The sequence below is a fragment of the Mycobacterium sp. 852014-52450_SCH5900713 genome, assembly GCF_001667075.1.
Lineage (GTDB): Bacteria > Actinomycetota > Actinomycetes > Mycobacteriales > Mycobacteriaceae > Mycobacterium.
Genome location: NZ_LZIL01000009.1, coordinates 117,056 through 138,162 on the forward strand (window position 1 = coordinate 117,056; position 21,107 = coordinate 138,162).

General features: G+C 66.4%; 21 protein-coding genes and 4 tRNA genes. 17 read left to right on the plus strand and 8 right to left on the minus strand.

All coding sequences use genetic code 11. The annotated features are described in order from the left end of the window. Positions 1-9 precede the first annotated feature (9 nt). Together A5773_RS03220 and A5773_RS03225 are read right to left on the minus strand one after the other, a co-directional pair. On the minus strand, positions 10-417 hold the full coding sequence (locus A5773_RS03220) for a metalloregulator ArsR/SmtB family transcription factor (protein ID WP_082948069.1): 408 nt from the start codon (positions 415-417) through the stop codon (positions 10-12). 46 nt (positions 418-463) lie between these two features. Then, complete coding sequence (locus tag A5773_RS03225; protein WP_067789370.1) at positions 464-964, minus strand: nucleoside deaminase; 501 nt, start codon at positions 962-964, stop codon at positions 464-466. 90 nt (positions 965-1,054) lie between these two features. Here A5773_RS03225 and A5773_RS03230 point away from each other — a divergent pair, with 90 nt between their 5' ends. Then, entirely contained in the window at positions 1,055-1,954 is a 900-nt protein-coding gene (locus A5773_RS03230; protein ID WP_067789372.1) for a class I SAM-dependent methyltransferase, read from the plus strand. 30 nt (positions 1,955-1,984) lie between these two features. Here the strand turns inward: A5773_RS03230 and A5773_RS03235 are convergent. Further along, a tRNA-Lys gene (locus tag A5773_RS03235) sits at positions 1,985-2,060 on the minus strand. A gap of 124 nt (positions 2,061-2,184) precedes the next feature. On the opposite strand from A5773_RS03235, the gene A5773_RS03240 reads away from it, so the two are divergent. The 5 genes from A5773_RS03240 (at position 2,185) to A5773_RS03255 (ending at position 5,389) form a co-directional block, all read left to right on the plus strand. Beyond that, positions 2,185-2,257, plus strand: a tRNA-Glu gene (locus tag A5773_RS03240). Positions 2,258-2,286: 29 nt separating this feature from the next. Further along, positions 2,287-2,363: transfer RNA gene (locus A5773_RS03245), tRNA-Asp, on the plus strand. Positions 2,364-2,389: 26 nt separating this feature from the next. Then, positions 2,390-2,466: transfer RNA gene (locus A5773_RS03250), tRNA-Phe, on the plus strand. A gap of 41 nt (positions 2,467-2,507) precedes the next feature. Next, positions 2,508-2,837, plus strand: a complete 330-nt coding sequence (locus A5773_RS26730) for a DJ-1/PfpI family protein (RefSeq protein ID WP_082948070.1) — start codon at positions 2,508-2,510, stop codon at positions 2,835-2,837. A gap of 5 nt (positions 2,838-2,842) precedes the next feature. Continuing rightward, positions 2,843-5,389: an excinuclease ABC subunit UvrA gene (locus tag A5773_RS03255; protein ID WP_067789380.1), complete on the plus strand. Its 2,547-nt coding sequence runs from the start codon at positions 2,843-2,845 to the stop codon at positions 5,387-5,389. 114 nt (positions 5,390-5,503) lie between these two features. Here the strand turns inward: A5773_RS03255 and A5773_RS03260 are convergent, their stop codons facing one another. Then, positions 5,504-7,219, minus strand: a complete 1,716-nt coding sequence (locus A5773_RS03260) for a CocE/NonD family hydrolase (RefSeq protein ID WP_067789384.1) — start codon at positions 7,217-7,219, stop codon at positions 5,504-5,506. A 61-nt stretch (positions 7,220-7,280) separates the two neighbouring features. On the opposite strand from A5773_RS03260, the gene A5773_RS03265 reads away from it, so the two are divergent. The 7 genes from A5773_RS03265 to A5773_RS03295 all read left to right on the plus strand — a co-directional run bounded on the left by A5773_RS03265 (position 7,281) and on the right by A5773_RS03295 (position 13,566). Next, a complete protein-coding gene (locus A5773_RS03265) occupies positions 7,281-7,880 on the plus strand; it encodes a TetR family transcriptional regulator (RefSeq protein WP_067789387.1) in 600 nt (199 codons plus the stop codon). 90 nt (positions 7,881-7,970) lie between these two features. After that, the gene (locus A5773_RS03270; RefSeq protein ID WP_232001791.1) at positions 7,971-8,609 is read left to right on the plus strand and encodes a M15 family metallopeptidase; all 639 of its coding nucleotides are present in this window, start codon (positions 7,971-7,973) and stop codon (positions 8,607-8,609) included. Between the two features lie 57 nt (positions 8,610-8,666). After that, positions 8,667-9,479 carry a class I SAM-dependent methyltransferase gene (locus A5773_RS03275; RefSeq protein ID WP_067789393.1) on the plus strand — a complete coding sequence of 271 codons (813 nt, stop codon included), beginning with the start codon at positions 8,667-8,669 and terminating at the stop codon, positions 9,477-9,479. A 109-nt stretch (positions 9,480-9,588) separates the two neighbouring features. Next, entirely contained in the window at positions 9,589-11,166 is a 1,578-nt protein-coding gene (locus tag A5773_RS03280) for a methylmalonyl-CoA mutase family protein (RefSeq protein WP_067789396.1), read from the plus strand. After that, positions 11,166-11,591: a cobalamin-dependent protein gene (locus A5773_RS03285; protein WP_066957957.1), complete on the plus strand. Its 426-nt coding sequence runs from the start codon at positions 11,166-11,168 to the stop codon at positions 11,589-11,591. Before A5773_RS03280 ends, A5773_RS03285 begins: the two co-directional genes overlap by 1 nt. Further along, a complete protein-coding gene (locus tag A5773_RS03290; RefSeq protein WP_067789397.1) occupies positions 11,576-12,532 on the plus strand; it encodes an LLM class F420-dependent oxidoreductase in 957 nt (318 codons plus the stop codon). The genes A5773_RS03285 and A5773_RS03290 overlap by 16 nt, the downstream gene beginning before the upstream one ends. Next, positions 12,529-13,566, plus strand: coding sequence for a CaiB/BaiF CoA-transferase family protein (locus A5773_RS03295; protein WP_067263637.1), 1,038 nt, complete (start codon positions 12,529-12,531; stop codon positions 13,564-13,566). Before A5773_RS03290 ends, A5773_RS03295 begins: the two co-directional genes overlap by 4 nt. A 26-nt stretch (positions 13,567-13,592) precedes the next feature. On the opposite strand, the gene A5773_RS03300 is transcribed toward A5773_RS03295, so the two are convergent. Beyond that, the gene (locus tag A5773_RS03300; protein ID WP_067789399.1) at positions 13,593-14,498 is read right to left on the minus strand and encodes a LysR family transcriptional regulator; all 906 of its coding nucleotides are present in this window, start codon (positions 14,496-14,498) and stop codon (positions 13,593-13,595) included. 166 nt (positions 14,499-14,664) lie between these two features. Between A5773_RS03300 and A5773_RS03305 the strand changes: the two genes are divergently transcribed. Next, positions 14,665-15,558, plus strand: a complete 894-nt coding sequence (locus tag A5773_RS03305) for an SDR family oxidoreductase (RefSeq protein ID WP_067789402.1) — start codon at positions 14,665-14,667, stop codon at positions 15,556-15,558. Between the two features lie 109 nt (positions 15,559-15,667). On the opposite strand, the gene A5773_RS03310 is transcribed toward A5773_RS03305, so the two are convergent. The 3 genes from A5773_RS03310 to A5773_RS03320 are packed head-to-tail and all read right to left on the minus strand — an operon-like array spanning position 15,668 to position 17,612. After that, positions 15,668-16,933, minus strand: coding sequence for an amidohydrolase family protein (locus tag A5773_RS03310; RefSeq protein WP_066957967.1), 1,266 nt, complete (start codon positions 16,931-16,933; stop codon positions 15,668-15,670). Between the two features lie 5 nt (positions 16,934-16,938). After that, positions 16,939-17,253 carry a DUF4286 family protein gene (locus A5773_RS03315; protein WP_066958067.1) on the minus strand — a complete coding sequence of 105 codons (315 nt, stop codon included), beginning with the start codon at positions 17,251-17,253 and terminating at the stop codon, positions 16,939-16,941. A gap of 23 nt (positions 17,254-17,276) precedes the next feature. Further along, the gene (locus A5773_RS03320) at positions 17,277-17,612 is read right to left on the minus strand and encodes a 2Fe-2S iron-sulfur cluster-binding protein (RefSeq protein WP_066958069.1); all 336 of its coding nucleotides are present in this window, start codon (positions 17,610-17,612) and stop codon (positions 17,277-17,279) included. Positions 17,613-17,735: 123 nt separating this feature from the next. On the opposite strand from A5773_RS03320, the gene A5773_RS03325 reads away from it, so the two are divergent. Genes A5773_RS03325 through A5773_RS03335 form a run of 3 tightly spaced genes read left to right on the plus strand, consistent with a single transcriptional unit; the run spans position 17,736 to position 21,106 of the window. Continuing rightward, the gene (locus tag A5773_RS03325; protein ID WP_066957969.1) at positions 17,736-19,139 is read left to right on the plus strand and encodes a class I adenylate-forming enzyme family protein; all 1,404 of its coding nucleotides are present in this window, start codon (positions 17,736-17,738) and stop codon (positions 19,137-19,139) included. After that, positions 19,117-20,022 carry an acyl-CoA dehydrogenase family protein gene (locus A5773_RS03330; RefSeq protein ID WP_066957971.1) on the plus strand — a complete coding sequence of 302 codons (906 nt, stop codon included), beginning with the start codon at positions 19,117-19,119 and terminating at the stop codon, positions 20,020-20,022. The genes A5773_RS03325 and A5773_RS03330 overlap by 23 nt, the downstream gene beginning before the upstream one ends. Then, positions 20,009-21,106 carry an acyl-CoA dehydrogenase family protein gene (locus A5773_RS03335; RefSeq protein ID WP_067789404.1) on the plus strand — a complete coding sequence of 366 codons (1,098 nt, stop codon included), beginning with the start codon at positions 20,009-20,011 and terminating at the stop codon, positions 21,104-21,106. The genes A5773_RS03330 and A5773_RS03335 overlap by 14 nt, the downstream gene beginning before the upstream one ends. Position 21,107 lies beyond the last annotated feature (1 nt).

A 21,107-nucleotide genomic window follows, 5' to 3' on the forward strand; every position in this document is an offset into this window, starting at 1 on the left:
ATCCCTTATTCACTTGGTGCCGCTGTCCCGCCGGCCCGGCAAGGGCGCTGATTCGGCGACGGCCTTCAGCCCGCCGTCCGTGCGGTGATGACCGGGCACGCCCGGACCCGCATGCTCGGCGTTGAAGACCGCGTCCATGACGAGCTGACGGACGTGGTCGTTCTCGAGGCTGTAGAAGATGGTCGTTCCCTCCCGGCGGGTGCGGACGAGGCGCGCCATTCGCAGCTTCGCCAGATGCTGGGAGACCGACGGCGCCGGCTTACCCACGTGCTCGGCGAGTTCGTTGACCGCCATCTCGCGGCCGGTCAGCGACCAGAGCACCTGCACGCGGGTGGCGTCGGCGAGCATCCGGAAGACCTCGACCACCAGACTCGCCTGATCGTCCGGTAGCCGGCCTTCGCTACTATCTGCATGCATACGCAAATAATATTCAAGTTCGGCGGCGCTGCCAACGGCTGCCTTCCTAGGGTGACGGGACGACCGTGGACCGGCGCTGACCCCCGTTGCGCTCGTTCCAGAGCCGGTAGACGTCCACCGCGCCTTCTTGTGGCTGGTAGCGCATGGGCAGGCGCCGCCGGTCCCAACTCTTGGCGAATTCGTCGTAGAAGGTGGACACCTCGAAATACTTGCGGTCGTCGAGGTAGTACTGCTCGTAGGCCTCGCGAGTAATAAGGAAGACGACTTCCTTGGGTGAGCAGTAATACAGCGAGCCGAGGCACATCGGACACGGATGGGCCATTACGTAGATCGTGCAGTCGACCAGGTGCTCGGTGCCCAGCTTCATGCACGCATCCCGGATGGCCAGGATTTCGGCGTGGGCGGTCGGGTCGCTCGTCTGTGCCACTTTGTTGGCACTCTCGGCGAGGACATCCCCGTCTTTGACGATCACGGTCGCGAACGGGCGACCGCCCTCCGCGACGTTGCGCCGGGCCAGGTCGATCGTCCGCTGGGCGAAGTCGGTCATAGGCCGCAGGGTAGTCCCGCGGGATTTGGGGAGGAGTCCTGTGATACTGACTAGATTGTCTATTTAATTTTGGTCGGGATGAGGAGCACCATGGCGCGCACCGATCGTGATCGTTGGGATTTGGCGACGAGCGTGGGGGCGACGGCGACGATGGTCGCCGCGCAGCGGGCCCTGTCCTCCGACGCGAAGCTGATCGACGATCCCTATGCGGCGCCGCTCGTGCGCGCCGTCGGGATCGACGTCTACGTCCGGCTGGTGAACGGGGAGATCCCGGCCGGTGGGGCTTCCGAGTTCGATCCGTACCGGATGGCGCGAGGGATGGCTTGTCGCACAAGGTTTTACGACGACTTCTTCCTGGACGCAACCCGGAGCGGAATCGGCCAGGCGGTGATCCTCGCGTCGGGGCTGGACGCGCGCGCCTACCGCCTGCGGTGGCCGGCGGGCACCGTCGTCTACGAGGTCGACATGCCGGAGGTCATCGAATTCAAGACTCTGACCCTCGACGATCTGGGCGCCGAGCCGACCGCCGAGCGGCGCACCGTGGCCGTCGATCTGCGTGACGATTGGGCCACGGCGTTGCGCGATGCCGGATTCGACCCGCAGGCTCCCTCCGCGTGGAGCGCCGAGGGTCTGTTGGTGTATTTACCCGAGGAGGCCCAGGACGCGCTGTTCGACAACATCACCGCGCTGAGCGCCCCCGGCAGCCGCCTGGCCTTCGACTTCGTGCCTGACACCGCCATTTTCGCCGACCCGCGCTGGCGGGCGCACCACGACCGGATGAGCGAGCTCGGCTTCGAGGTCGACTTCAACGACCTCGTCTATCACGGCGAGCGCAGCCACATCGTCGACCACCTCGACCAGCGCGGCTGGCGGACCTCGTCGCAGACGGTCGCGGAACTGCACGCGGCCAACGGCTTTGTCTACGCCGATGATGAGGTCGCCCAAGCCTTTGCCGATGTCACCTACAGCAGCGCGGTGCTCGGGCGCTGAGCGCCGATCGACGCGGCCAACTAGCCGCTTTGGTGCCCCCACTAGGACTCGAACCTAGGACCTGCGGATTAAAAGTCCGTAGCTCTACCAACTGAGCTATAGGGGCCGCGGAGATTCAGGATACTTGGGCCCGAAAGCCGGCTCGTTTGAGGATTGGGCACACAGTGACCTAAGCTGACGTGGCTCCTAACGAAACCACGTTGCGAGTACCCCGGAGTGATTCGGTTCTGGCCCCCATCGTCTAGTGGCCTAGGACGCCGCCCTTTCACGGCGGTAGCACGGGTTCGAATCCCGTTGGGGGTACGCGACGCGGTGACGCGGAGCAGCAGCAAGGCCCTGTGGCGCAGTTGGTTAGCGCGCCGCCCTGTCACGGCGGAGGTCGCGGGTTCGAGTCCCGTCAGGGTCGCCAACTCGGCGAGGCACTACATGCCTTCCGGCCAGGTAGCTCAGTCGGTACGAGCGTCCGCCTGAAAAGCGGAAGGTCGGCGGTTCGATCCCGCCCCTGGCCACCAGTCTTGAGGACAGGGAATTGTCCTTTAAGCCACCGCGTTAAATCCGGCACGCTCTCGGTGCCGGGACTGCTAACCCACATACTTGGCGGTCTCACGGGCCGTCGGCGCTTGCGTCCGCAGGATTGCTCGATGGGCGGACCCTGACCTCGTGGCCGGGCATCCGCGACGACCTGGTAAAGGTCGGCGCCACCTGGCTCGACCGGGAGGCGGTGCGCGACCGGAACCTCGTCCCGAGTCGGGCGCCACAGAACACACCATCGTCTTGGCCGACTGGACGGATAACGATTCGTTCCACCCGTACCCGTATGCGCGCTGCGACGGTGAGCAGCAAACATCATGCTTGCTGGGCTGCAGCGCGGGTACTCGTCTGAGCACGATGACAGTGAAATCCGACCTGCGCACTGATGAAATCGACTCATGTGTGCGCGTTTACGGGACGCGGGTCCACAATCTACGTGGTGTCGACGTCGTAGCGCCCCGCGACGCGCTGGTCGCGTTCACCGGGATCTCCGGATCCGGCAAATCGTCATTGGCGTTCGGGACCATCTATGCCGAGGCCCAGCGTCGCTACTTCGAATCCGTCGCCCCGTACGCCCGTCGGTTGCTGCTGCCAGCCGGCGCGCCCAAGGTGGATGACATCACGGGCCTACCGCCCGCCGTCGCATTGCAGCAGCGCCGCGGTTCGGCAACGTCGCGGTCGACGGTCGGCACCGTCACCACCCTGTCGAACCTGCTGAGGATGTTGTTCTCGCGCGCCGGAACCTACCCTCCGGGGGCCACTGAACGACTGGACTCCGATGCGTTCTCCCCGAACACCGCGGTGGGGGCGTGTCCCGAATGCCACGGATTGGGGCGAATTCATCGGGTGACGGAGGAGTCACTTGTACCTGACCCGTCGCTGACCATCCGTGAAGGCGCCGTCGCCGCATGGCCGGGCGCGTGGCAGGGCCAGAACTTACGTGACATCCTCATCACGTTGGGGTACGACATCGACAAGCCATGGCGGAAACTGCCCAAGCGTCAACGCAATTGGATTCTGTTCACCGATGAGCAGCCAACGGTCGAAATTGACCCGCGCCAGCACCCGGTGCAGGCCGACTATTACTACAACGGGACGTTCTCCAGTGCCGAGCGCCACGTCCGCCACACGTTGGCCAATTCCCATAGCCCGATGATGCGCCGTCGCGTACTGCAATTCGTCGACACCGTCGAATGCCCGGTATGCGACGGTTCCGGGCTGCGACCGGAAGCGCTGAAGGTAACATTCGCCGGGCACACCATCGCCGACTACGCGGCAATGCCGCTGGCCGATCTTGCTGACACGTTGCGCCCGACGGCTTCTCGGACCGATGCCGCCCCCGCGTACGAGTCAACGGAATCGGGCGAGTTGACAGAAGTGGCGACGATGATCGCCGCCGATCTGGTCGCACGCCTTCAGGTACTCGTCGACCTCGGCCTCGGCTACCTCACACTTAGTCGCCGCACCCCGACAGTGTCACCGGGCGAATTGCAACGGTTGCGGCTGGCCACCCAACTGCGCGCCGGGTTGTTCGGCGTGCTTTACGTGCTCGACGAGCCGTCGGCCGGGCTGCACCCAGCGGACGCCGAACCGCTGCTCGAGGTGCTCGATCGCCTACGGCGCGCCGGCAATTCGCTATTCGTGGTCGAGCACGACATGAATGTGGTACGCCGTGCCGATTGGGTCGTCGATGTCGGACCCGGGGCCGGGGAGTTTGGCGGCAGTGTGCTCTACAGCGGGCCGGTGCCGGGTCTCGCCGACATCGAGGGATCGGTCACTCGCAGGTACCTCTTCGATGGGGCCAGGCCGGCGCCCCGTGAACCGCGGACGCGGTCCGGGCAGTTGCGACTGCGCGGGATCTGCTTCCACAATTTGCGCGACCTCGACGTGGACCTGCCGCTTGGTGTGTACACCGCGGTCACCGGAGTGTCCGGTTCCGGCAAGTCAACGCTCGTCGTCAAGGTCCTCGGCGACGTTGTGCACAGCCATCTCGGTACGGGACGCGCAGCCGAGCCGGGCGAATCTGGTAACGACGAAACCGACACCGAGATCGTCGATCTCGATCACGACGCGAGCGTCGGCGTGACGGCAGAAGGTGTCGAGGAGATCAATCGGCTGGTATCTGTCGACCAGCGCCCGATCGGACGCACGCCGCGCTCGACGCTGGCGACCTACACCGGCTTGTTCGACGCCGTGCGCCACGAATTCGCCGCGACTGCCAAGGCTCGTCGGCGCGGTTGGACAGCGGGCCGGTTTTCGTTCAATGTGCCCGAAGGGCGGTGTCCCACCTGTCAGGGGGAGGGGTTCGTCTCCGTCGAATTGTTGTTTCTGCCGGGCACATACGCCACCTGCCCGGCGTGTCAAGGAGCGCGTTACTCGGACGAGACACTCGAGGTGCGGTACCGCGATCGCACGATCGCCGACGTGCTCGCGATGACCGTCGACGAGGCCTCGGGCTTTCTTGCCGACGTGACAAAGGCGGCGCGGAGCTTGACTACGTTGCGAGACGTCGGACTGGGGTATCTCCGTCTCGGACAGCCCGCGACTGAGCTATCAGGTGGCGAGGCGCAGCGGATTAAGCTCGCCTCCGAACTCCAGCGACCGCGCCGAGGGCATACCCTCTACGTCCTCGACGAGCCGACGACCGGGCTTCATCCCGCAGATGTGGATCTGCTCGATCGTCAACTGCACCGCCTGGTCGAGGCGGGCAATACCGTGGTGGTGGCCGAACATGACATGCGGATGGTCGCGGGTGCGGACTGGGTGATCGACCTAGGGCCTGGAGCCGGCAGCGACGGTGGACAGGTTGTCGCGGCGGGCACGCCGAATGAGGTTGCACGTACGAAACACAGCCGAACGGCGCCGTATTTGGCGAAGCAGCTGATGCCGTCTCCTACTCGGTGAAAACCTTGTCGGTTTTGACGAAAACCACTCGTAGCCACGGCCAGGCGGGCTGTCGCCGGTACCGCTACGAGCCCACCTTGCTGCTGGGCAGGCTTACCGAGTTGAACGTCGAGTTCACGCCGGTGGGCTGAGCACCGGAATCAACAACCGCGACGACGAGCGCACGGTGTTAAGGCTGGAGGTGCCGACGCTGGCATGCCGGAAATTCATGATCGCCGGCGTCGACGGGTCCTGGTCGTCGCTGGTGAGCGTCAGCCGAATGCGGTGGCCCGCCTTGAACCGGCGTGCGTTGGGAACCAACGGGATTCGATACTCGATATCCTCTCCCGGCGGCACCGCTTGCGGCGTGCGGCAGGGCAGCACCGGCGCACCGGGCCGGCTGGACGCGTCGTCGACCTCCCGCAGGCTGGCGCGCAACCAGCCCGCGGTCACGTCGGTCGTCTTCCCGTCGGGCGCCACGTCCTGCAGCGTCGCGATCCACGCGGTGTCCATCGCCGTCGCCGAGGCCACCAGCCGCAGCTCGATATCACCGACCACATCGACGTCCTGGCTCAGCGGCTCGCTGGTCCACACCAACAGCGACGACGGATCGATCTCGCTGGCTTTGACGCGGCCCAGACCTGACCCCAGCACCATGAATTCGCGACCTCCCGGCTCGCCCTCGTCCGCATCCAGACCGCCGTCGGCACGCAGGGCCAGCTCACGATGCAATGCGTTCGGCGGCCAGGAGTCGGCCGTTCGCCACTCGTCGGCGCCTGGCAAGAAGTAGCGGATCGGCGGCCCGTCGGTGATCCCGGTGTCGCGGCCCTTCAACCAGTGGTCATACCAGGCCAATGCCTCGGTGTGCATGCTTTCCCATGGCCAGGTCAGCCCGAACTCACCGAGCATGCCCATTCGCACACACCCGTTGTCCGACAACGCGTTCCAGGCGGCGAAGGTCGACGGCAGGTGCAGCGGCACGTTCTGCCAGTCGCACCCCAAGTAGACCGGGATGTCGATTTCCTTGAGCAGTGGCAGCAGGTTTCGTTCTTCCCACCACTCGTCGCGCGTCGGGTGCTTGACCGCCGCCTCCTGCCATAGTTCGTCCCACGGGTGGGGGTTGTGGGGCAGCCTGAGCAGTTGGCGCAGCATGGTGACCGCCGCCTCGCCGTTCATGGTCTCGAACTTCTTGTGTACGCCCGGACTGTTGAGGACGCGCCGCGCCAACCCGACAGGCTTGCTGCGCCACAGCTTGTCGCTGCGGTCGGACGTCAGGCCCATCATGGCGAGAAACGGGGTGATGAACGACGAACTCAACAGCCCGTGGTGGTTGGCGCCCTCGTACAGGTCGCTCGTCACGGCAAGGGGAAAGATCGCTTTGAGGTGCGGCGGCCGCTCGACGGCCGCCTCGAGTTGGGTCATCGCGAAATAACTGATGCCGATCATGCCGACGTTTCCGTCGCACCACGGCTGCGCCGCAACCCACTCCACCAGGTCATGCACATCCCGGCGTTCCTGCGCGTCGAAGAAGTTGAACGTGCCCTCGGAGCCGCAGGTGCCGCGGAGGTTGGCGATGACATGCACATAGCCGCGTGGCACCCAGAAGTCCGTCTTGCCGGCCTCGATGAAACCCGCCGGGGCGCCGAGGTCCTGCATCTGCCGCGGATATGGCGAGGCGGCCAACAGCGCCGGGAACCGGCCGTCGGCATCGGGCCGGTGCACGTCGGCCAAAAGCGTTGCGCCGTCCCGCATTCTGATCGCGGTATTGATGTCGGTGCGCGACGCGTATCGCGGCTCGCTGAGGTTCCGGTATTCCCGACCGGTGGTCTGCGGGCCGTTGAGAATGGTCATAGTTTCACGCTACGTTGAAACTAGTCTCAACGCAAGATGAAACTTCGGGTATGGTGGGGCGGTGCCGCAGCGATCGATCACCCCCGGCCCGCGCGACGAGCGCGGCGTGCTTGCGGCGCGCATTCTGGCCGCTGCCCGCGACGAATTCGCCGAACATGGCTGGGCCGGCACGGCCATTCGTGCCGTCGCGCGGACCGCGGACGTCGACCCGGCGCTGATCTATCACTATTACGGATCCAAGGAGGGCCTGCTCGGCGCCGCCACCACGCCGCCGCAGAAGTGGCTCGATGCGGTGGCCGCGACGTGGGCGACGCCCACGGCCGATCTGGGACGGCAATTGATCCGCACCGTGCTGGACACCTGGACCGATGACGAAGTCGGGCCGATCCTGCGGGCGGTGGTGCTGACCGCCGCCCATGAAGACAAGACCCGAGACAAGCTGCGGCTGATCGTCGAACGCGGACTGATCGGCGGTTCCACCCTGGGCGCCGACGAGGACGAACGACTGCGGCGCAGTGGCTTGATCGCCACTCAACTGATCGGCTTCGCATTGTTGCGTTACGTCTGGAAGATGGAGCCGATCGCCTCGATGCCCGAGGACGAGGTGGTGGCGGCGATGGCGCCGAACCTGCAACGCTACGTCGAGGGCGACATCTCCTAACAGATAACGCGACTCGGCGCGGCCAACCGCCACAATGACCGGATGCGTCACTTGCGCCCCGCCCTTGCGCTAGCGGTCGCGGTCTGCGGGATGGGGACCGCCCAGGCGAGTCCCGATGTCCCGCCGGTAAGCGATGCGGCGCGCGCGGCTGGATTCGTCGACGTCCGCAGCGTGGTCCCCGACGCCGTCATCGACCTGCGCTACGCGACGACCAACAACTTCACCCACACACAGCTGTACCCCTCCGACTCCCGATGCCTGGTGCACCAAACGATGGCCCCCGGGCTGGCGGCGGCCGCCACGGCGCTGCGCCCGCAGGGGCACCTGCTCGTGTTTTGGGACTGCTACCGGCCCCACGACGTTCAGGTCAAGATGTTCAACGTCGTGCCCAACCCGGCGTGGGTCGCCCGGCCCGGGCAGTATGCGCACAGCCATGAGTCGGGGCGCTCAGTGGACGTGACGTTGACGACGACGCAGCAGCCGTGCGCGTCCGGCCTGCACGCGGACGGGCTCTGCTTGGCCGACATGGGCACCGACTTCGATGATTTCTCTTCACGCGCAAACGCTTTCGCAACCCAGGGGGTCAGCACCGACGCCCAGGCGAACCGGGCGACCCTGCGGGACGCCATGAAGTACGGCGGGCTCGCCCCGTACTCCGGGGAGTGGTGGCATTTCGATGGCCCCGGTGCCGCGGTCGACCGCCCGATCCTCAACGTTCCAGTGGATTGAATCTCATATAGTGAAATACAAGTTTCATATTATGGAATCTCGGCTTACGCTTCGGGCATGACGGACGAACGCGGGCCCACCTACACGCACGGGCACCACGAGTCGGTGCTCCGCAGTCACCAGCGGCGCACCGCGGAGGACTCGGCGGCCTACCTGCTGCGCCACCTGAAGTCCGGCTTGTCGGTGCTGGATATCGGATGCGGGCCCGGGACGATCACCGCTGACCTGGCCGCCCGCGTCGCGCCGGGACAGGTGACGGCCGTCGACCAGTCGGCCGACGTGCTTGGCGTCGCCCGCACCGAGGTCCAGCAGCGTGGCTTGTCGAACGTGTCGTTCGCGACCGCCGACGTGCACCGGCTCGACTTTCCGGACGGCGCATTCGACATCGTGCACGCACACCAGGTGCTGCAACACGTCGCCGATCCGGTAGGGGCGCTGCGGGAGATGAAACGGGTGTGCGCCCCCGGCGGCGTTGTGGCGGCCCGGGACGCCGACTACGCGGGATTCATCTGGTTCCCGCAGTTGCCGGCGCTGGAGCTGTGGCGCGAGTTGTATCAGCGGGCCGCTCGTGCGAACCGCGGCGAACCCGATGCGGGGCGGCGGTTGCTGTCCTGGGCCCAGCAGGCGGGCTTCGACGACGTGACGCCGACGGGCAGCGTGTGGTGCTACGCGACGCCGGCGACGCGTGAATGGTGGGGCGGCATGTGGGCCGATCGGATACTGCACTCGCGGGTCGCGCGAGACCTGCTGGATCTGGGGGTGGCCACGGCGGCGCAACTCGAGGAGATCTCCGCGGCGTGGCGCGCATGGGCCGCGGCGCCGGATGGCTGGCTGTCGATCCCCCACGGTGAGATTCTCTGCCGGCGATAGGCCGGATCAAAGCCCGATCGGGTCCGGAGCACCGCCAAGCTGCGCTTGTTTCCCCAGCTCAAGTATGTGGTATTGGCATTCTCTTTTTTTGCAAGTACGTTATTCATCGATGGATAACGCTGCTCAGACACCATCCGGCATTCCGCTTGCGCCGGTGTACGGCCCGGGGGACGTCAAGGCGTCACCCGCGGCGCCCGGGGAGTTCCCGTTCACCCGGGGTAACTTCGCGTCCGGCTACCGCGGCAAGCTCTGGACCTTCAGGCAGTACTCGGGATTCGGCACCGCCGAGGAATCCAACCGCCGGTACCGCTACCTGCTGGAGCAAGGCGGGACCGGGTTGTCGGTCGCGCTGGACCTGCCGACCCAATGCGGATATGACTCCGACGATCCCGAGTTCGGCGAGGAGGTCGGCCGGGTCGGCGTCGCGGTGGATACCCTGGCCGACTTCGAGATCCTGTTCGACGGCATTCCCTTGGACAAGCTCAGCACGAGCATGACGATCAACGGGACGGCGGCGATCCTGCTGGCGTTCTACGTCGCCGCGGCCGAGAAAAAAGGCATACCGCGGGCGAAACTCACCGGGACCATCCAGAACGACATCCTCAAGGAGTACGCGTCCCGCGGCACGTGGATTTGGCCGCCGGAGCCGTCGCTGCGGCTGATTGCCGACACCATCGAGTTCTGCGCGGCCGAGGTGCCGCGATTCAACGCGATTTCGGTGGCGGGCGCGCACTTTCGCGACGCTGGAGCCAACGCGGTGCAAGAGATGGCGTTCACCCTGGCCGACGGGGTGACCTACTGCGACACCGTGGTGGAACGCGGCCGGATGACCATCGACCAGTTCGCACCGCAGATCTCGTTCTTCTTCTACACCCATGGGGACTTCTTCGAAGAGATCGCCAAATACCGTGCGGGGCGGCGGCGTTGGGCAACCATCGTGCAGGAACGTTACGGGGCGACGACGGCCAAGGCGGCGATGTTCCGCTTCGGCTGCGTCTGTGGTGGCGCATCGCTGTACGCGCCGCAGGCCCACAACAACATCGTTCGGGTGGCCTACGAGGCGATGGCCGCGGTGCTGGGCGGGGTCCAGTCGATGTTCACCGCGGCCTGGGACGAGCCGTTCGCCCTGCCCACCGAGGAAACCACGACACTGGCGCTGCGCACCCAGCAGATCCTGGCGCACGAGACCGGCGTGGCCAGCGTCGCCGACCCGCTCGGCGGCTCCTACTTTGTCGAGGCGCTGACCGACGCCACCGAGGCCCGCATCATCGAGATCATGGATGACCTGGAGCGGCACGGCGGAATGGTCCATGCCATCGAGGACGGCTACCTGCAGGGCCTGATCGCCGACGAGGCCTATCGGGTGCATCAGGACATCGAGTCCGGTGCCCGGCCCGTCGTCGGGGTCAACCGGTTCGTGAGCGAGGAGCCCGAACCGGATGTCGTGACGTACGAACTGGACGCCGAGGGCCGCGATCTTCAGCTCAAGCGACTCTCCAAGGTGAAGGCCGAAAGGGATTCGGCCGCTGTCAAATCCAGTCTCGCGGCACTATCGCGTTCCGCCGAAGGAGACGACAATCTGATGCACAGGCTGATCGACTGCGCCAACGCATACTGCACGGTCGGTGAAATGGTCTCCGCGCTCAAGGCAGTGTGGGGCGAATTCCAGCAACCGGTGGTGTTCTAGTGGCCGCCCGGATTCTGGTCGCCAAGCCGGGCCTGGACGGACACGACCGCGGCGCCAAGATCGTGGCCCGCACGCTGCGTGATGCCGGCTTCGAGGTGATCTACACCGGCATCCGGCAGCGCATCGAGGACATCGCTTCGATCGCCGTCCAGGAGGACGTGGCGGTCGTCGGCCTGAGCATCCTGTCCGGTGCTCACCTGGCGCTCACCGCCCGCACCATCGAGGCACTGCGTGCCGCCGACGCCGCGGACATCGCTGTCGTGGTCGGGGGAACGATCCCGCACGCCGACGTGCCCAAGCTGCTCGACACCGGTGCCGCCGCGGTATTCCCCACCGGGACATCGCTCGACGTCCTCGTGCGTGAGATCCGGGCATTGACCGGCACCCCCGAACCCGTTGTGGAGGACCAGTGCGCGTCGGAGTAATGATCGGCGCCGAGCGTGGCGACATGGCCCGCAAGGTGGACAAGCTAGCCTCGGACATCGAATGGGCGGAATCCGCGGGCCTGGACACCGCCTGGATGCCGCAGGTGCCCAACGACTTCGACTGCCTGACCATGGTGTCGCTGATGGCCGCGCACAGCTCGCGCATCGAGCTGGGCACCGCGGTGGTGCCCCTGCAGGCCCAGCATCCGATCGCACTTGCCCGCCAAGCGCTCTCGACGCACGCCGTGGCCGGCGGACGGTTGGCGCTGGGAGTCGGACCGTCGCACCACTGGATCATCCGGGACATGCTCGGACTGCAGTATGAGAAGCCGGCCGCCTACACCCGCGACTACCTGCAGGTGCTCAACGCCGCGGTCTCCGGACCGGGACCGGTTGACGTCGAGAACGATTCGTTCACGGTGCACAATCCACTGGCGATCGGCGCCGATACCCCGATGCCGGTTCTGGTCGCTGCGTTGGGGCCGGTGATGCTGCAGATCGCCGGTGAACTCGCCGACGGCACTGTGTTGTGGATGGCCGACGAGCGAGCCATCGGTGACCACATCGCACCCAAGATCACCAAGGCCGCCGCGGATGCCGGGCGGCCCGCGCCGCGAATCGTCGCGGGCATCCCGGTATGTCTCTGTGCGCCTGGACAAGTCGACGAAGCCAAGGAGCGCGCCAACCGCATCTTGGGCGAGGCCGAGGTGTCGCCCAACTACCAGCGCCTGCTGATGCGCGGCGACGCCCGCGATGTCGGCGATCTGTGTGCGGCCGGCGATCCGGAGGCAATCCTTGCCCGGATGCGCCGTTTCGCCGATGCCGGCGTCACCGACCTTTCAGTGCGGCTGCTGCCAATCGGCGACAACCGTGACGAGCTGGTCGCCTCCAAGCGGCGGACACGCGAGATGATCGCTTCGCTCGCAACGGAATTGCGTTGACCCCGACGTCCGCCGGACCGCTTGAGGGGATACGCATCCTCGAGGTCGGCACCATGCTGGCAGGCCCGTACGCGACCATGTTGCTCGCCGACCTGGGCGCCGATGTCACCAAGATCGAGCCGCGCGGCGGGGAGATCTCGCGCGGCGTAGGGCCCAGCTACTTCGCCAGCCTCAACCGCAATAAAGCCAGCATCTGCCTGGACCTCAACTCCGACACGGGACAGCAACGGCTGGGTGAGCTGGTAGCGGAATCCCATGCGCTGCTGGTGAACCTGAAGCCGTCGGCGATCCGCCGGCTGGGCTTGACCTATGAGCAGCTGCGCCGGCACAACGAGCGGATCGTCTGCGTAGCGATCACCGGGTTCGGCCTGCACGGCGGCGACGATCCCGCCTTCGACTACGTGGTGCAGGCGGGCTTCGGGATCGCCGCACTGACCGGTGACCCGGATGGCCCGCCGACGCTGCCCGGCTACTCCTCGGCCGACAACTCCACCGGAATGTGTGCAGCGCTGGGACTGTTGGCCAAAATCGTCTCCGGCACCGGCGGGCAAGTGGACGTCTCGCTGCGCGACGTCATGCTGTCGCAGCTCAACTATCACGCCTCCGCCTACCTCAACGAGGCTGTCGAACCGCAGCGAAGGCCCTACGGTGCCCATTCGTATTATGTTCCGGCGCAACTCTTCCCGACCGCCGACGGCTATCTCGCACTGTTCATCACGCACGACGGCTTCTGGAAATCATTCGCGACCGAGGCGGGTATCGGCGGCTTCGAGACGATGGCCGAACGGGTGTCCCGCCGCGACGAGGTGCTCGCGGTGGTCACGGCGATGCTGGCGACCGACACCGCCGCTGATTGGGAACGTAGGCTGCGTCCGTTGGGGGTTCCGGCGGCTGCGGTGAGGACGCTGCCTGAGGCGCTGGAAGCGACCCCCGAAATCGTTGTGACTGCCGGCGATTTCCGCCTCGTCGGGAGTCCGATCAACGTTTCTGGTTACCAGCCCGAGTACCGGCCACCGCCTGAGCTGAGCGGGTAGGCCGCTGCGGAGCATGCCGGCAGCGACTACGCCTTGACCGGGCCGGTGAGATGCGCCTCAGCGAGCTTGCGGAAGGCCGTAACCAACCGGCTGCGGTCGCCGGCACGAGTCGCCAAAACGACATGGCAGGGTTCGATGCCTCGCAGCGGCACCGTTGTGATGTCGGGCCGCAGGGCGGTGCCGTGGAAGCCGGCCGTGATGGCCACCGCCTGCCCGGAGGCGATGACTTCGAACTTGTCCTCGAGCGCGTCGATGAATGGTCCATCGGGCGCGCGGCGGCCGCCGGGCCGAGGATCGATCCGCCAATAAGCACTCCAGGCCGGGTCGGAGTTGCGCACGCGCGGCATGGGCTCGTCGGCGATGTCGTCGAGTGTCACGAAATCCCGGCCCGCAAGGCGGTGGTCGACGGATAGCGCCAGCACTCGTGGCTCGTCGTAGAGGATCGTCACGTGCAGCCCATCGGTCGGGAACGGTAGCCGGGTTACCACCGCATCCACCCGATGGCCGAGCAAGGCGTCCAGGGCCTCGCCCCAATTCAGGTGCAAGACTTGCACTTCGGCGTCCGGGTGCTCGCGGCGCATCTCGCGCACCGCGGGGGTGACGATCATGCCCGTCGTGTACCCGATCGTGATGCGGCTCGGTTCGGCGGCGGCCCGGGCCTGCGCGACCGCTTGCGCGGCCGAGCGCAGCAGCGCCTTGGCCCTGGGCAGGAACACCTCGCCGGCCCCCGTGAGCCCAGTGCCCTGCGGCGTGCGATCGAGCAGTCGGACTCCGAGCTGCTGCTCGAGGCGGCGGATCTGCCGGCTCAGCGACGGCTGCGCGATTCGCAGCGCGGTTGCGGCACGGCCGAAGTGCCGCTGGTCGGCCACCACCACGAAGTAACCGACCAGTCGCAGGTCCAGGTCGATCACCTGAGATGCGGACTCGGTCATGCCGACAGTGTATCCGTAAAGAAGCCCGCTCCGCCCAATGGTGTACCGGTTGAGATGCGGTGATACCTATTTGGTATCGCGTCATCCGGAATAGGTCTTGGACGCCCGGCCCGGTGTGGCCGTTGACTGGATACCGCGAAAGTCAACGCAAGCGAAGGGACCATCCATGCATGTCTTTGTGACGGGCGCGACCGGACACATCGGTTCGGCAGTCGTCGACGAACTCTTGGAGGCCGGGCATCACGTCACCGGGCTGACCCGCTCCGACGAGTCCGCCGCGGCACTTGTGGCCAAGGGCGCCGGCGTGCACCGGGGCGACCTCGACGACCGCGACGGCCTGCGGGCCGCCGCTGCTAAGTCCGACGGTGTGATCCACCTCGCCTTTAGGCATGATTTCGACGACTTCGTGGCCGCGGCCGAGACGGATCTGCGCGCCGTGGAAGCGATAGGCGACGAACTCGTGGGGTCTGACCGGCCGTTTGTCAGCACGTCGGGGACGCTCCTGCTCTCGCTCTTGGGGCAGGGCGGACTCCGAACCGAACAGGACACCGTGCCCGGCGGACCGCGGGCCGACTCGGAGAACGCCGTGATCGCGCTCGCGGAACGCGGTGTGCGATCGTCGGTCGTTCGCCTATCCCCGCTGGTGCACAGCAACCTGGATCATCACGGCTTCACCAACCACCTGATCGACACCGCCCGCAGCACCGGGGTGTCGGGCTACATCGGTGACGGCGCCAACCGCTGGCCCGCGGTGCACACGCTCGATGCCGCGCACCTCTACCGGCTGGCTCTCGAAAACGCGCCAGCGGGAACTCGTTTGCACGGGGTGGCCGATGAGGGGGTGCCGCTCCGCGACATCGCCGCCGTGATCGGCCGTCATCTGGGGGTGCCCGCGGTGAGCATTCCGGCCGAAGAAGCCGGCCACTTCGGATTCCTCGCGCTTTTCGCCGCCTCGGACAACCCGACGTCGAATGCGCTGACGCAGAAAGTGCTCGACTGGCACCCCGAGCACGCCGGGTTGATCGAGGACCTCGACGCCGGCCATTACTTCGGTGAGTGAGCGACGCGGTGGGCCGCCACCGCGCGAGTGTGAAGCTAGCCGCACACTCGGTGCCGATTGTGAAGCTAGCCGCACACTCGGCGTCACCTACGCGTGGCTAGCCGCCCTGCTACGGCAGCTCGGCGAGCTGCTTCTCCTGATAGCGCCGGGCCCATTCGGCGCGCGACCGAATCGACACGTCCACGTCAACCGCATTGGCGCGCAAGGATTTCACGGTCGCCCGGTCGCGGGGGGTTCGCGCGAACGGATCCCAGCTGAAGAACCGGCAGGCGTTGCCCCAGGTGATCTTGTTGATGTCGTTGTCATCGGCACCAGCGGCATTCAGCTCGGCCAGCACCTGCTCGGGCGCGTCCGGCCAGAAGCAGTCCGAGTGCGGGTAGTCGCATTCCCAGGCGATGATGTCGATGCCGATCTCGTGACGCAGCTTCAACGACGTCTTGTCGGTGACATAGCAGGCCAGCGAGTGTTCGCGGAAGACCTCGCTGGGCAGCTTGTCCCCGAAGTCGCGGCGCAGCCATTTCTGATTGGTGTAGTGGCGGTCGCTGCGGTCCAGATAGAAGGGGATCCAGCCAATGCCGCCCTCGGAGAACGCGAACCTCAGGTCGGGATACTTGCGCATGGCGGGTCCCCAGAGCAGGTCCTGCGCGCACATCGCCGAGACCTGGGTGGCCAGGATGATCAGGTTGTCGATCGGCGCGTTGGGCGCCATGCTGATCGCCCCGAATCCGGTGCCGATGTGCAGGCACATAACCACGTTTTCCTCGGACAGCGTCCGGAACACCGGGCCCCAATAGTCCTCGTCGTGGTAGCTCGGAAGTCCTTCCAGGTGCGGCAGTTCCGGCATCGTCACCGCCCGGCAGCCCTTGGCCGCCACCCTGCGGATCTCGGCGCACATGGCCTCGGGATTCCACGTCGGCAGGATTGCGATCGGAATGAACCGATCCGGGTATGAGCCGGCCCACTCGTCGATGTGCCAGTCGTTGTAGGCGGACACCATTACCAGGGTGACGTCCTCGCGCGTCATGTTGAGGTGCCGGGCCGAAAAGCCGGTGAAGGTGGGGAAGCACATCGACGCCAGGATGCCGTTGCGGTTCATGTCCCGCACGCGTTCGTGGACGTCGTAGACGCCCGGGCGCATTTCGGCGAAACCCGCCGGGTCGCGGCCCCATTCCTCGGCCGGCCATGAGACGACGGCGTTGAGCCCGCTCACGCCCTGCGGCCTGCCCTGGTACATCCACTGGTCGACGCCCTGGTCGTCGACCACGACGATCGGGGCCTCCGCCTTGTACTTGGCGGGCACATGGCGCAGGAACATGTCCGGCGGCTCGACGACGTGGTCGTCAATGCTCACCAGGATCAGGTCATCGACATTCATCAGGCTCAACGGCTCTGCTCGCTGGTCGTCTCTAGCAATCGGGGGACAGGCGCAGGATCTAACAGCAACGCATCGGACATGTGCAGCTGGCCGGCGTTGGCGATCATGTTGTCCAAGATGGCCTGCAGATCGTCGCCTTCGAGTTCGTAGATGGCGACGTAGGGGCCCTGCCCGTCAAGCGGGCGCAGCCGGCGTGCCGCGACGATTCCGTCGAGCGCCAGCAGTTCGGGTATGTGCACTTCGTCGTACCAGGTGTTGTATTCCTGTTCGCGCTCGGGCGAACTGGGCCGGCTTTCGACGTACATGATTCCCTTGGCCATCGTCGCCACCTCTCTTCGGGCCGCTACTCGTAGCGCACCGTGACCGAATCCGTGTCCGGCACGCCCTGGCACGTCAAAATGTAGCCCTCGGCGACCTCGTCATCGTCGAGAGCGTCGTTGACCCGCATGGTCGCATGGCCCTCTTCCAACTTGGCCATGCACGTGCCGCAGTTACCCGCCTCGCAACTGAACGGCGGTTCCAGGCCGGCCCGCCGCGCGCTCTGCAATAGCGTCTCGCCGGGGACCAGCGGCACCGAGACCTTCTTCCGGTCCATGTGGATGGTCACGGTGCCCGCCCCAGAGCCGATTGACGGATTTGTCACCCGTGCGGTCTCCTCGATGCTTCGGGCGATTGTCACTGCGACCGCCCCTCCCGTATTTGCATTCTTCACTATAGAGAATACTATTCTCACAGAGCGATAGGATCTTCTCAAGCCTGTGGGGATGTCAGGTCAGCCCGGCCTGTCAGGGAAGGACGGGACGTGACCGAGCCGGCTGCGGTCGTGTTCGAGGACCGGCGTTTCAGCCTGCCGGAGCTCGATGCATTGGCCGCAGGCTGGGCTGCGGCCCTCGCCAAGAACGGCGTCGCCGCAGGTCAGCGGGTCGCGGTCATGGCGTCCAACCGGCCGGAATTCGTCGCCGTCGTGCTCGCGATCTGGCGGCTGGCGGCGACGGCGGTGCTGATCAGCCCGGCATGGAAGCGTGACGAGGTCGACCACGCGCTCGCGTTGACCCAACCCGCCCACGCCGTCGGGGACCATCCCGTACTGGCCGGCGCGATGCCGATGCTGCACCTCGACGAGCCGGTCACGCCCGGGGAGCCGACGGCCGCGATACCACCGTCGAGATCCGACGCGGTGCTGGTGTTCAGCTCCGGCACCACGGGGCTGCCCAAGGCGGTCCGGCACACCCACGCTGCGCTGGAAGAGGCCGCGCGGCACTGGCGCGAAGCGCTGCGACTGACGCCGCGCGATCGGATTCAAATCGCCACGCCGCCTTCGCACATCCTCGGGCTGCTCAACATTCTGACGGCGCTGCGCACGGGTGCGTGCGTGCGGCTGCATAGCCGGTTCGACATCGACCGGATGCTGCATCACATCGAAAGCGACCGCATCACAGTCGAAATGGCGGTCGCGCCCATCGCGCTGGCCATCGCCTCGCATCCCAGGCTCGAGTCTTACGACCTGTCCTCACTGCGCTACATCATGTGGGGGGCGACACCGGTCAGTGCCGACGTCGCGGAGGCCGTGACCCGGCGCACCGGCGTCGGCTGGGTGCCCGCGTACGGGACCACGGAACTGCCTGTCATCGCATGCAATCCGATCGAGGGCGCCCGGTTGGACGCTGTCGGGCGTCCGGTGCCAGGCGTCGATCTGCGGGTGGTCTCGCTGGAGACGGGTGAGCCGGTCTGTCCCGGAGAGATCGGTGAGATTCAGGCCCGGTCTTCGTCGCTGATGGCCGGGTACCTCCCGGCCGAAGCGACCGCCGAGGTAATTCGCGATGGCTGGTACCGGACCGGCGACGTCGGGTGGATCGACACCGGAGGTTGGCTGCGAATCACCGACCGCCTAAAAGAAATGATCAAGGTGCGCGGCTTTCAGGTTGCGCCCGCCGAAATCGAGACGGTGCTGCACGGTCATCCGGCCGTCAAAGACTGCGCGGTGTTCGGCGTACCCGACGGGATCAACGGGGAAGCGGTCGTCGCCGCGGTCGCGACGTGCGCACCCGTCGACGCCGGTGAGCTCACCGCCCGGGTCGATCAGCGGCTGGCTTCCTACAAACACCTGAGCCGGATCGTGTTCGTTCCCGACATTCCGCGCCTGCCGTCGGGCAAGGTATTGCGCCGAGTCCTAAAGGAGCGCTATGGATGTACGTCTGACAGCTGAACAACAGCAATTGCGCGACGCGGCCGCCAAGCTGGCCGACGACCTTGGTCCCTCGGCGGTCCAGGACCTCGACGACCAGGGCCGGATTGCGCGCCTGGACAGGCAGATCGCGGGAACCGGCTGGAGGTCGCTGCGGTCCGATGGGGCTTCGGGTGTCGAAGTCGCCATTGTCGCTGAGGAATTCGGACGCCGGCTGGTCGACACTCCGTTTCTCGGCCCGGTCCTGGCCGACGACCTCGCCCGCCGTGTCGACGCCGACAGCGCCGGCGCGACGATCGCGGTCGACGATCGCGCCATCGACGCGCGCGGCGCCCGGCGGGCCCTGAGCCTCTCGGACGGGCGCGTCCTCGCCGCCGATGTGCGGGACTTGACCGATGGCGCTGACCTGACTCGGGCCGATGCCACAATCGCGGAAACGGCGGCGACGCTGGGCCAAGTCTCTTCCGACGTGGCGGGGCAATGGCGGGCGCTCGCGCTGGTCACCACGACGGCGGACCTGGTGGGCGTCGCGCGGGGCGCCCACGCGGTCGCGTGCGACTACGCCAAAATCCGGGAGCAATACGGCAAGCAGATCGGGTCTTATCAGGCCGTCGCGCACCTGCTGGCCGAAAGCCTTGCGCTGATTGAAGGTTCGATCAGCGTAGCGCGGCACGCCGCGTGGGCGGTCGACGAGCTGCCGCCCCCCGAAGCCATCCGCGCCGCGCAGGTGGCGAAGGTCTACTGCGCCCGCGCCGCGAGAACCGTCTGCGAGACGGCCATTCAGGTGCACGGTGGCATCGGCAACACCTGGGACTGCCTGGTGCACGTCTACCTGCGCCGCGCCCTGACATCGACCGAGCTGTGGCCCGTCGCGTTGAAGGAGATCGATCTTGGACTTTCGTGACTCGCCAGACGAAGCCGCCTTCCGGGAGCGGCTCAGGTCCTGGCTTTCCGTGAACGCCAAGGGGTTCTCCGGATCCGGCGACGAGTACTGGGCCCGGCAGGCCGAATGGCACCAGGCCTTGTACCGAGAGGGCTTCTTCGGGTTGTCGTTTCCCCGCGAATACGGCGGGCAGGAGTTGCCGCCCGTGTACGACGTCATCGTCGACGAGGAACTCGCTCGAGCCGGGGCCCCGCCTCGGCCAAGCGTCGGCTACTTGATCTATGGGATCGGCCGCCACGCGAACGACGAAGTGCAGCAGCGGTTCCTGCCCGGCATCATCAACGGCACCGAGCGCTGGTGCCAAGGCTTCAGTGAGCCCGGCGCCGGTTCCGATCTGGCCTCGCTCACCACCACCGCCCGTCTCGAGGGCGACACCTATGTGGTGAACGGACACAAGATCTGGACCAGCTACTCCGATGTCGCGGACTGGTGCCTTCTGCTGGCCCGCACCGACCCAGAGGCCAAACGCCACCGTGGCCTGTCGGCCTTCGTACTGGAGATGAAACAACCTGGCGTGCAACAGCGCCCGCTGCGCATGATCAACGGGGTGACCAACGAATTCGGTCAGGTGTTCTTCGACGGTGCCAAGGTACCGGCCGACCGGATGGTCGGCGCGCCCGGCGATGGCTGGGCGGTCGCCATGACCGTCGTCGGGCATGAGCGCGAGCCGTCCACTCTCGGTTACGCGGCCCGATACGGCAAATTGGTGCGAAGCCTTTACGCCCGCAACGGGAGTTCTGGTGGTCCGGTTCCCGAGGAGCTCTCGTGGGCCGCGGTCCAGTCGGAGATGCTGACCCATCATGTCCGGCGGCGGTTGTCCGAGCAGCTCGACGGGGTTTCGCACGGACCCGAAGGGTCGCTCGACAAGCTGCTGATGACCTGGGTCGAGCAATCTGTCGGACACGCCGCGCTGGCGGTCACCGGCACCCGCGATGCGGACCTGCTCAGCGCCTATCTGTACAGCCGCGCGCAGAGCGTAATGGGCGGGACATCGCAGATACAAAAGAACATCATCGCTTCACGCATCTTGGGATTGGGAGTCTGAC

Excerpts from the sequence above, each read along its gene's own strand:
- A5773_RS03220 (WP_082948069.1), bottom strand. The coding sequence starts at position 417 with ATGCATGCAGATAGTAGCGAAGGCCGGCTACCGGACGATCAGGCGAGT.
- A5773_RS03225 (WP_067789370.1), bottom strand. The coding sequence starts at position 964 with ATGACCGACTTCGCCCAGCGGACGATCGACCTGGCCCGGCGCAACGTC.
- A5773_RS03230 (WP_067789372.1), top strand. The coding sequence starts at position 1,055 with ATGGCGCGCACCGATCGTGATCGTTGGGATTTGGCGACGAGCGTGGGG.
- A5773_RS03255 (WP_067789380.1), top strand. The coding sequence starts at position 2,843 with ATGACAGTGAAATCCGACCTGCGCACTGATGAAATCGACTCATGTGTG.
- A5773_RS03260 (WP_067789384.1), bottom strand. The coding sequence starts at position 7,219 with ATGACCATTCTCAACGGCCCGCAGACCACCGGTCGGGAATACCGGAAC.
- A5773_RS03270 (WP_232001791.1), top strand. The coding sequence starts at position 7,971 with ATGGGGACCGCCCAGGCGAGTCCCGATGTCCCGCCGGTAAGCGATGCG.
- A5773_RS03275 (WP_067789393.1), top strand. The coding sequence starts at position 8,667 with ATGACGGACGAACGCGGGCCCACCTACACGCACGGGCACCACGAGTCG.
- A5773_RS03280 (WP_067789396.1), top strand. The coding sequence starts at position 9,589 with ATGGATAACGCTGCTCAGACACCATCCGGCATTCCGCTTGCGCCGGTG.
- A5773_RS03300 (WP_067789399.1), bottom strand. The coding sequence starts at position 14,498 with ATGACCGAGTCCGCATCTCAGGTGATCGACCTGGACCTGCGACTGGTC.
- A5773_RS03305 (WP_067789402.1), top strand. The coding sequence starts at position 14,665 with ATGCATGTCTTTGTGACGGGCGCGACCGGACACATCGGTTCGGCAGTC.
- A5773_RS03310 (WP_066957967.1), bottom strand. The coding sequence starts at position 16,933 with ATGAATGTCGATGACCTGATCCTGGTGAGCATTGACGACCACGTCGTC.
- A5773_RS03315 (WP_066958067.1), bottom strand. The coding sequence starts at position 17,253 with ATGGCCAAGGGAATCATGTACGTCGAAAGCCGGCCCAGTTCGCCCGAG.
- A5773_RS03330 (WP_066957971.1), top strand. The coding sequence starts at position 19,117 with ATGGATGTACGTCTGACAGCTGAACAACAGCAATTGCGCGACGCGGCC.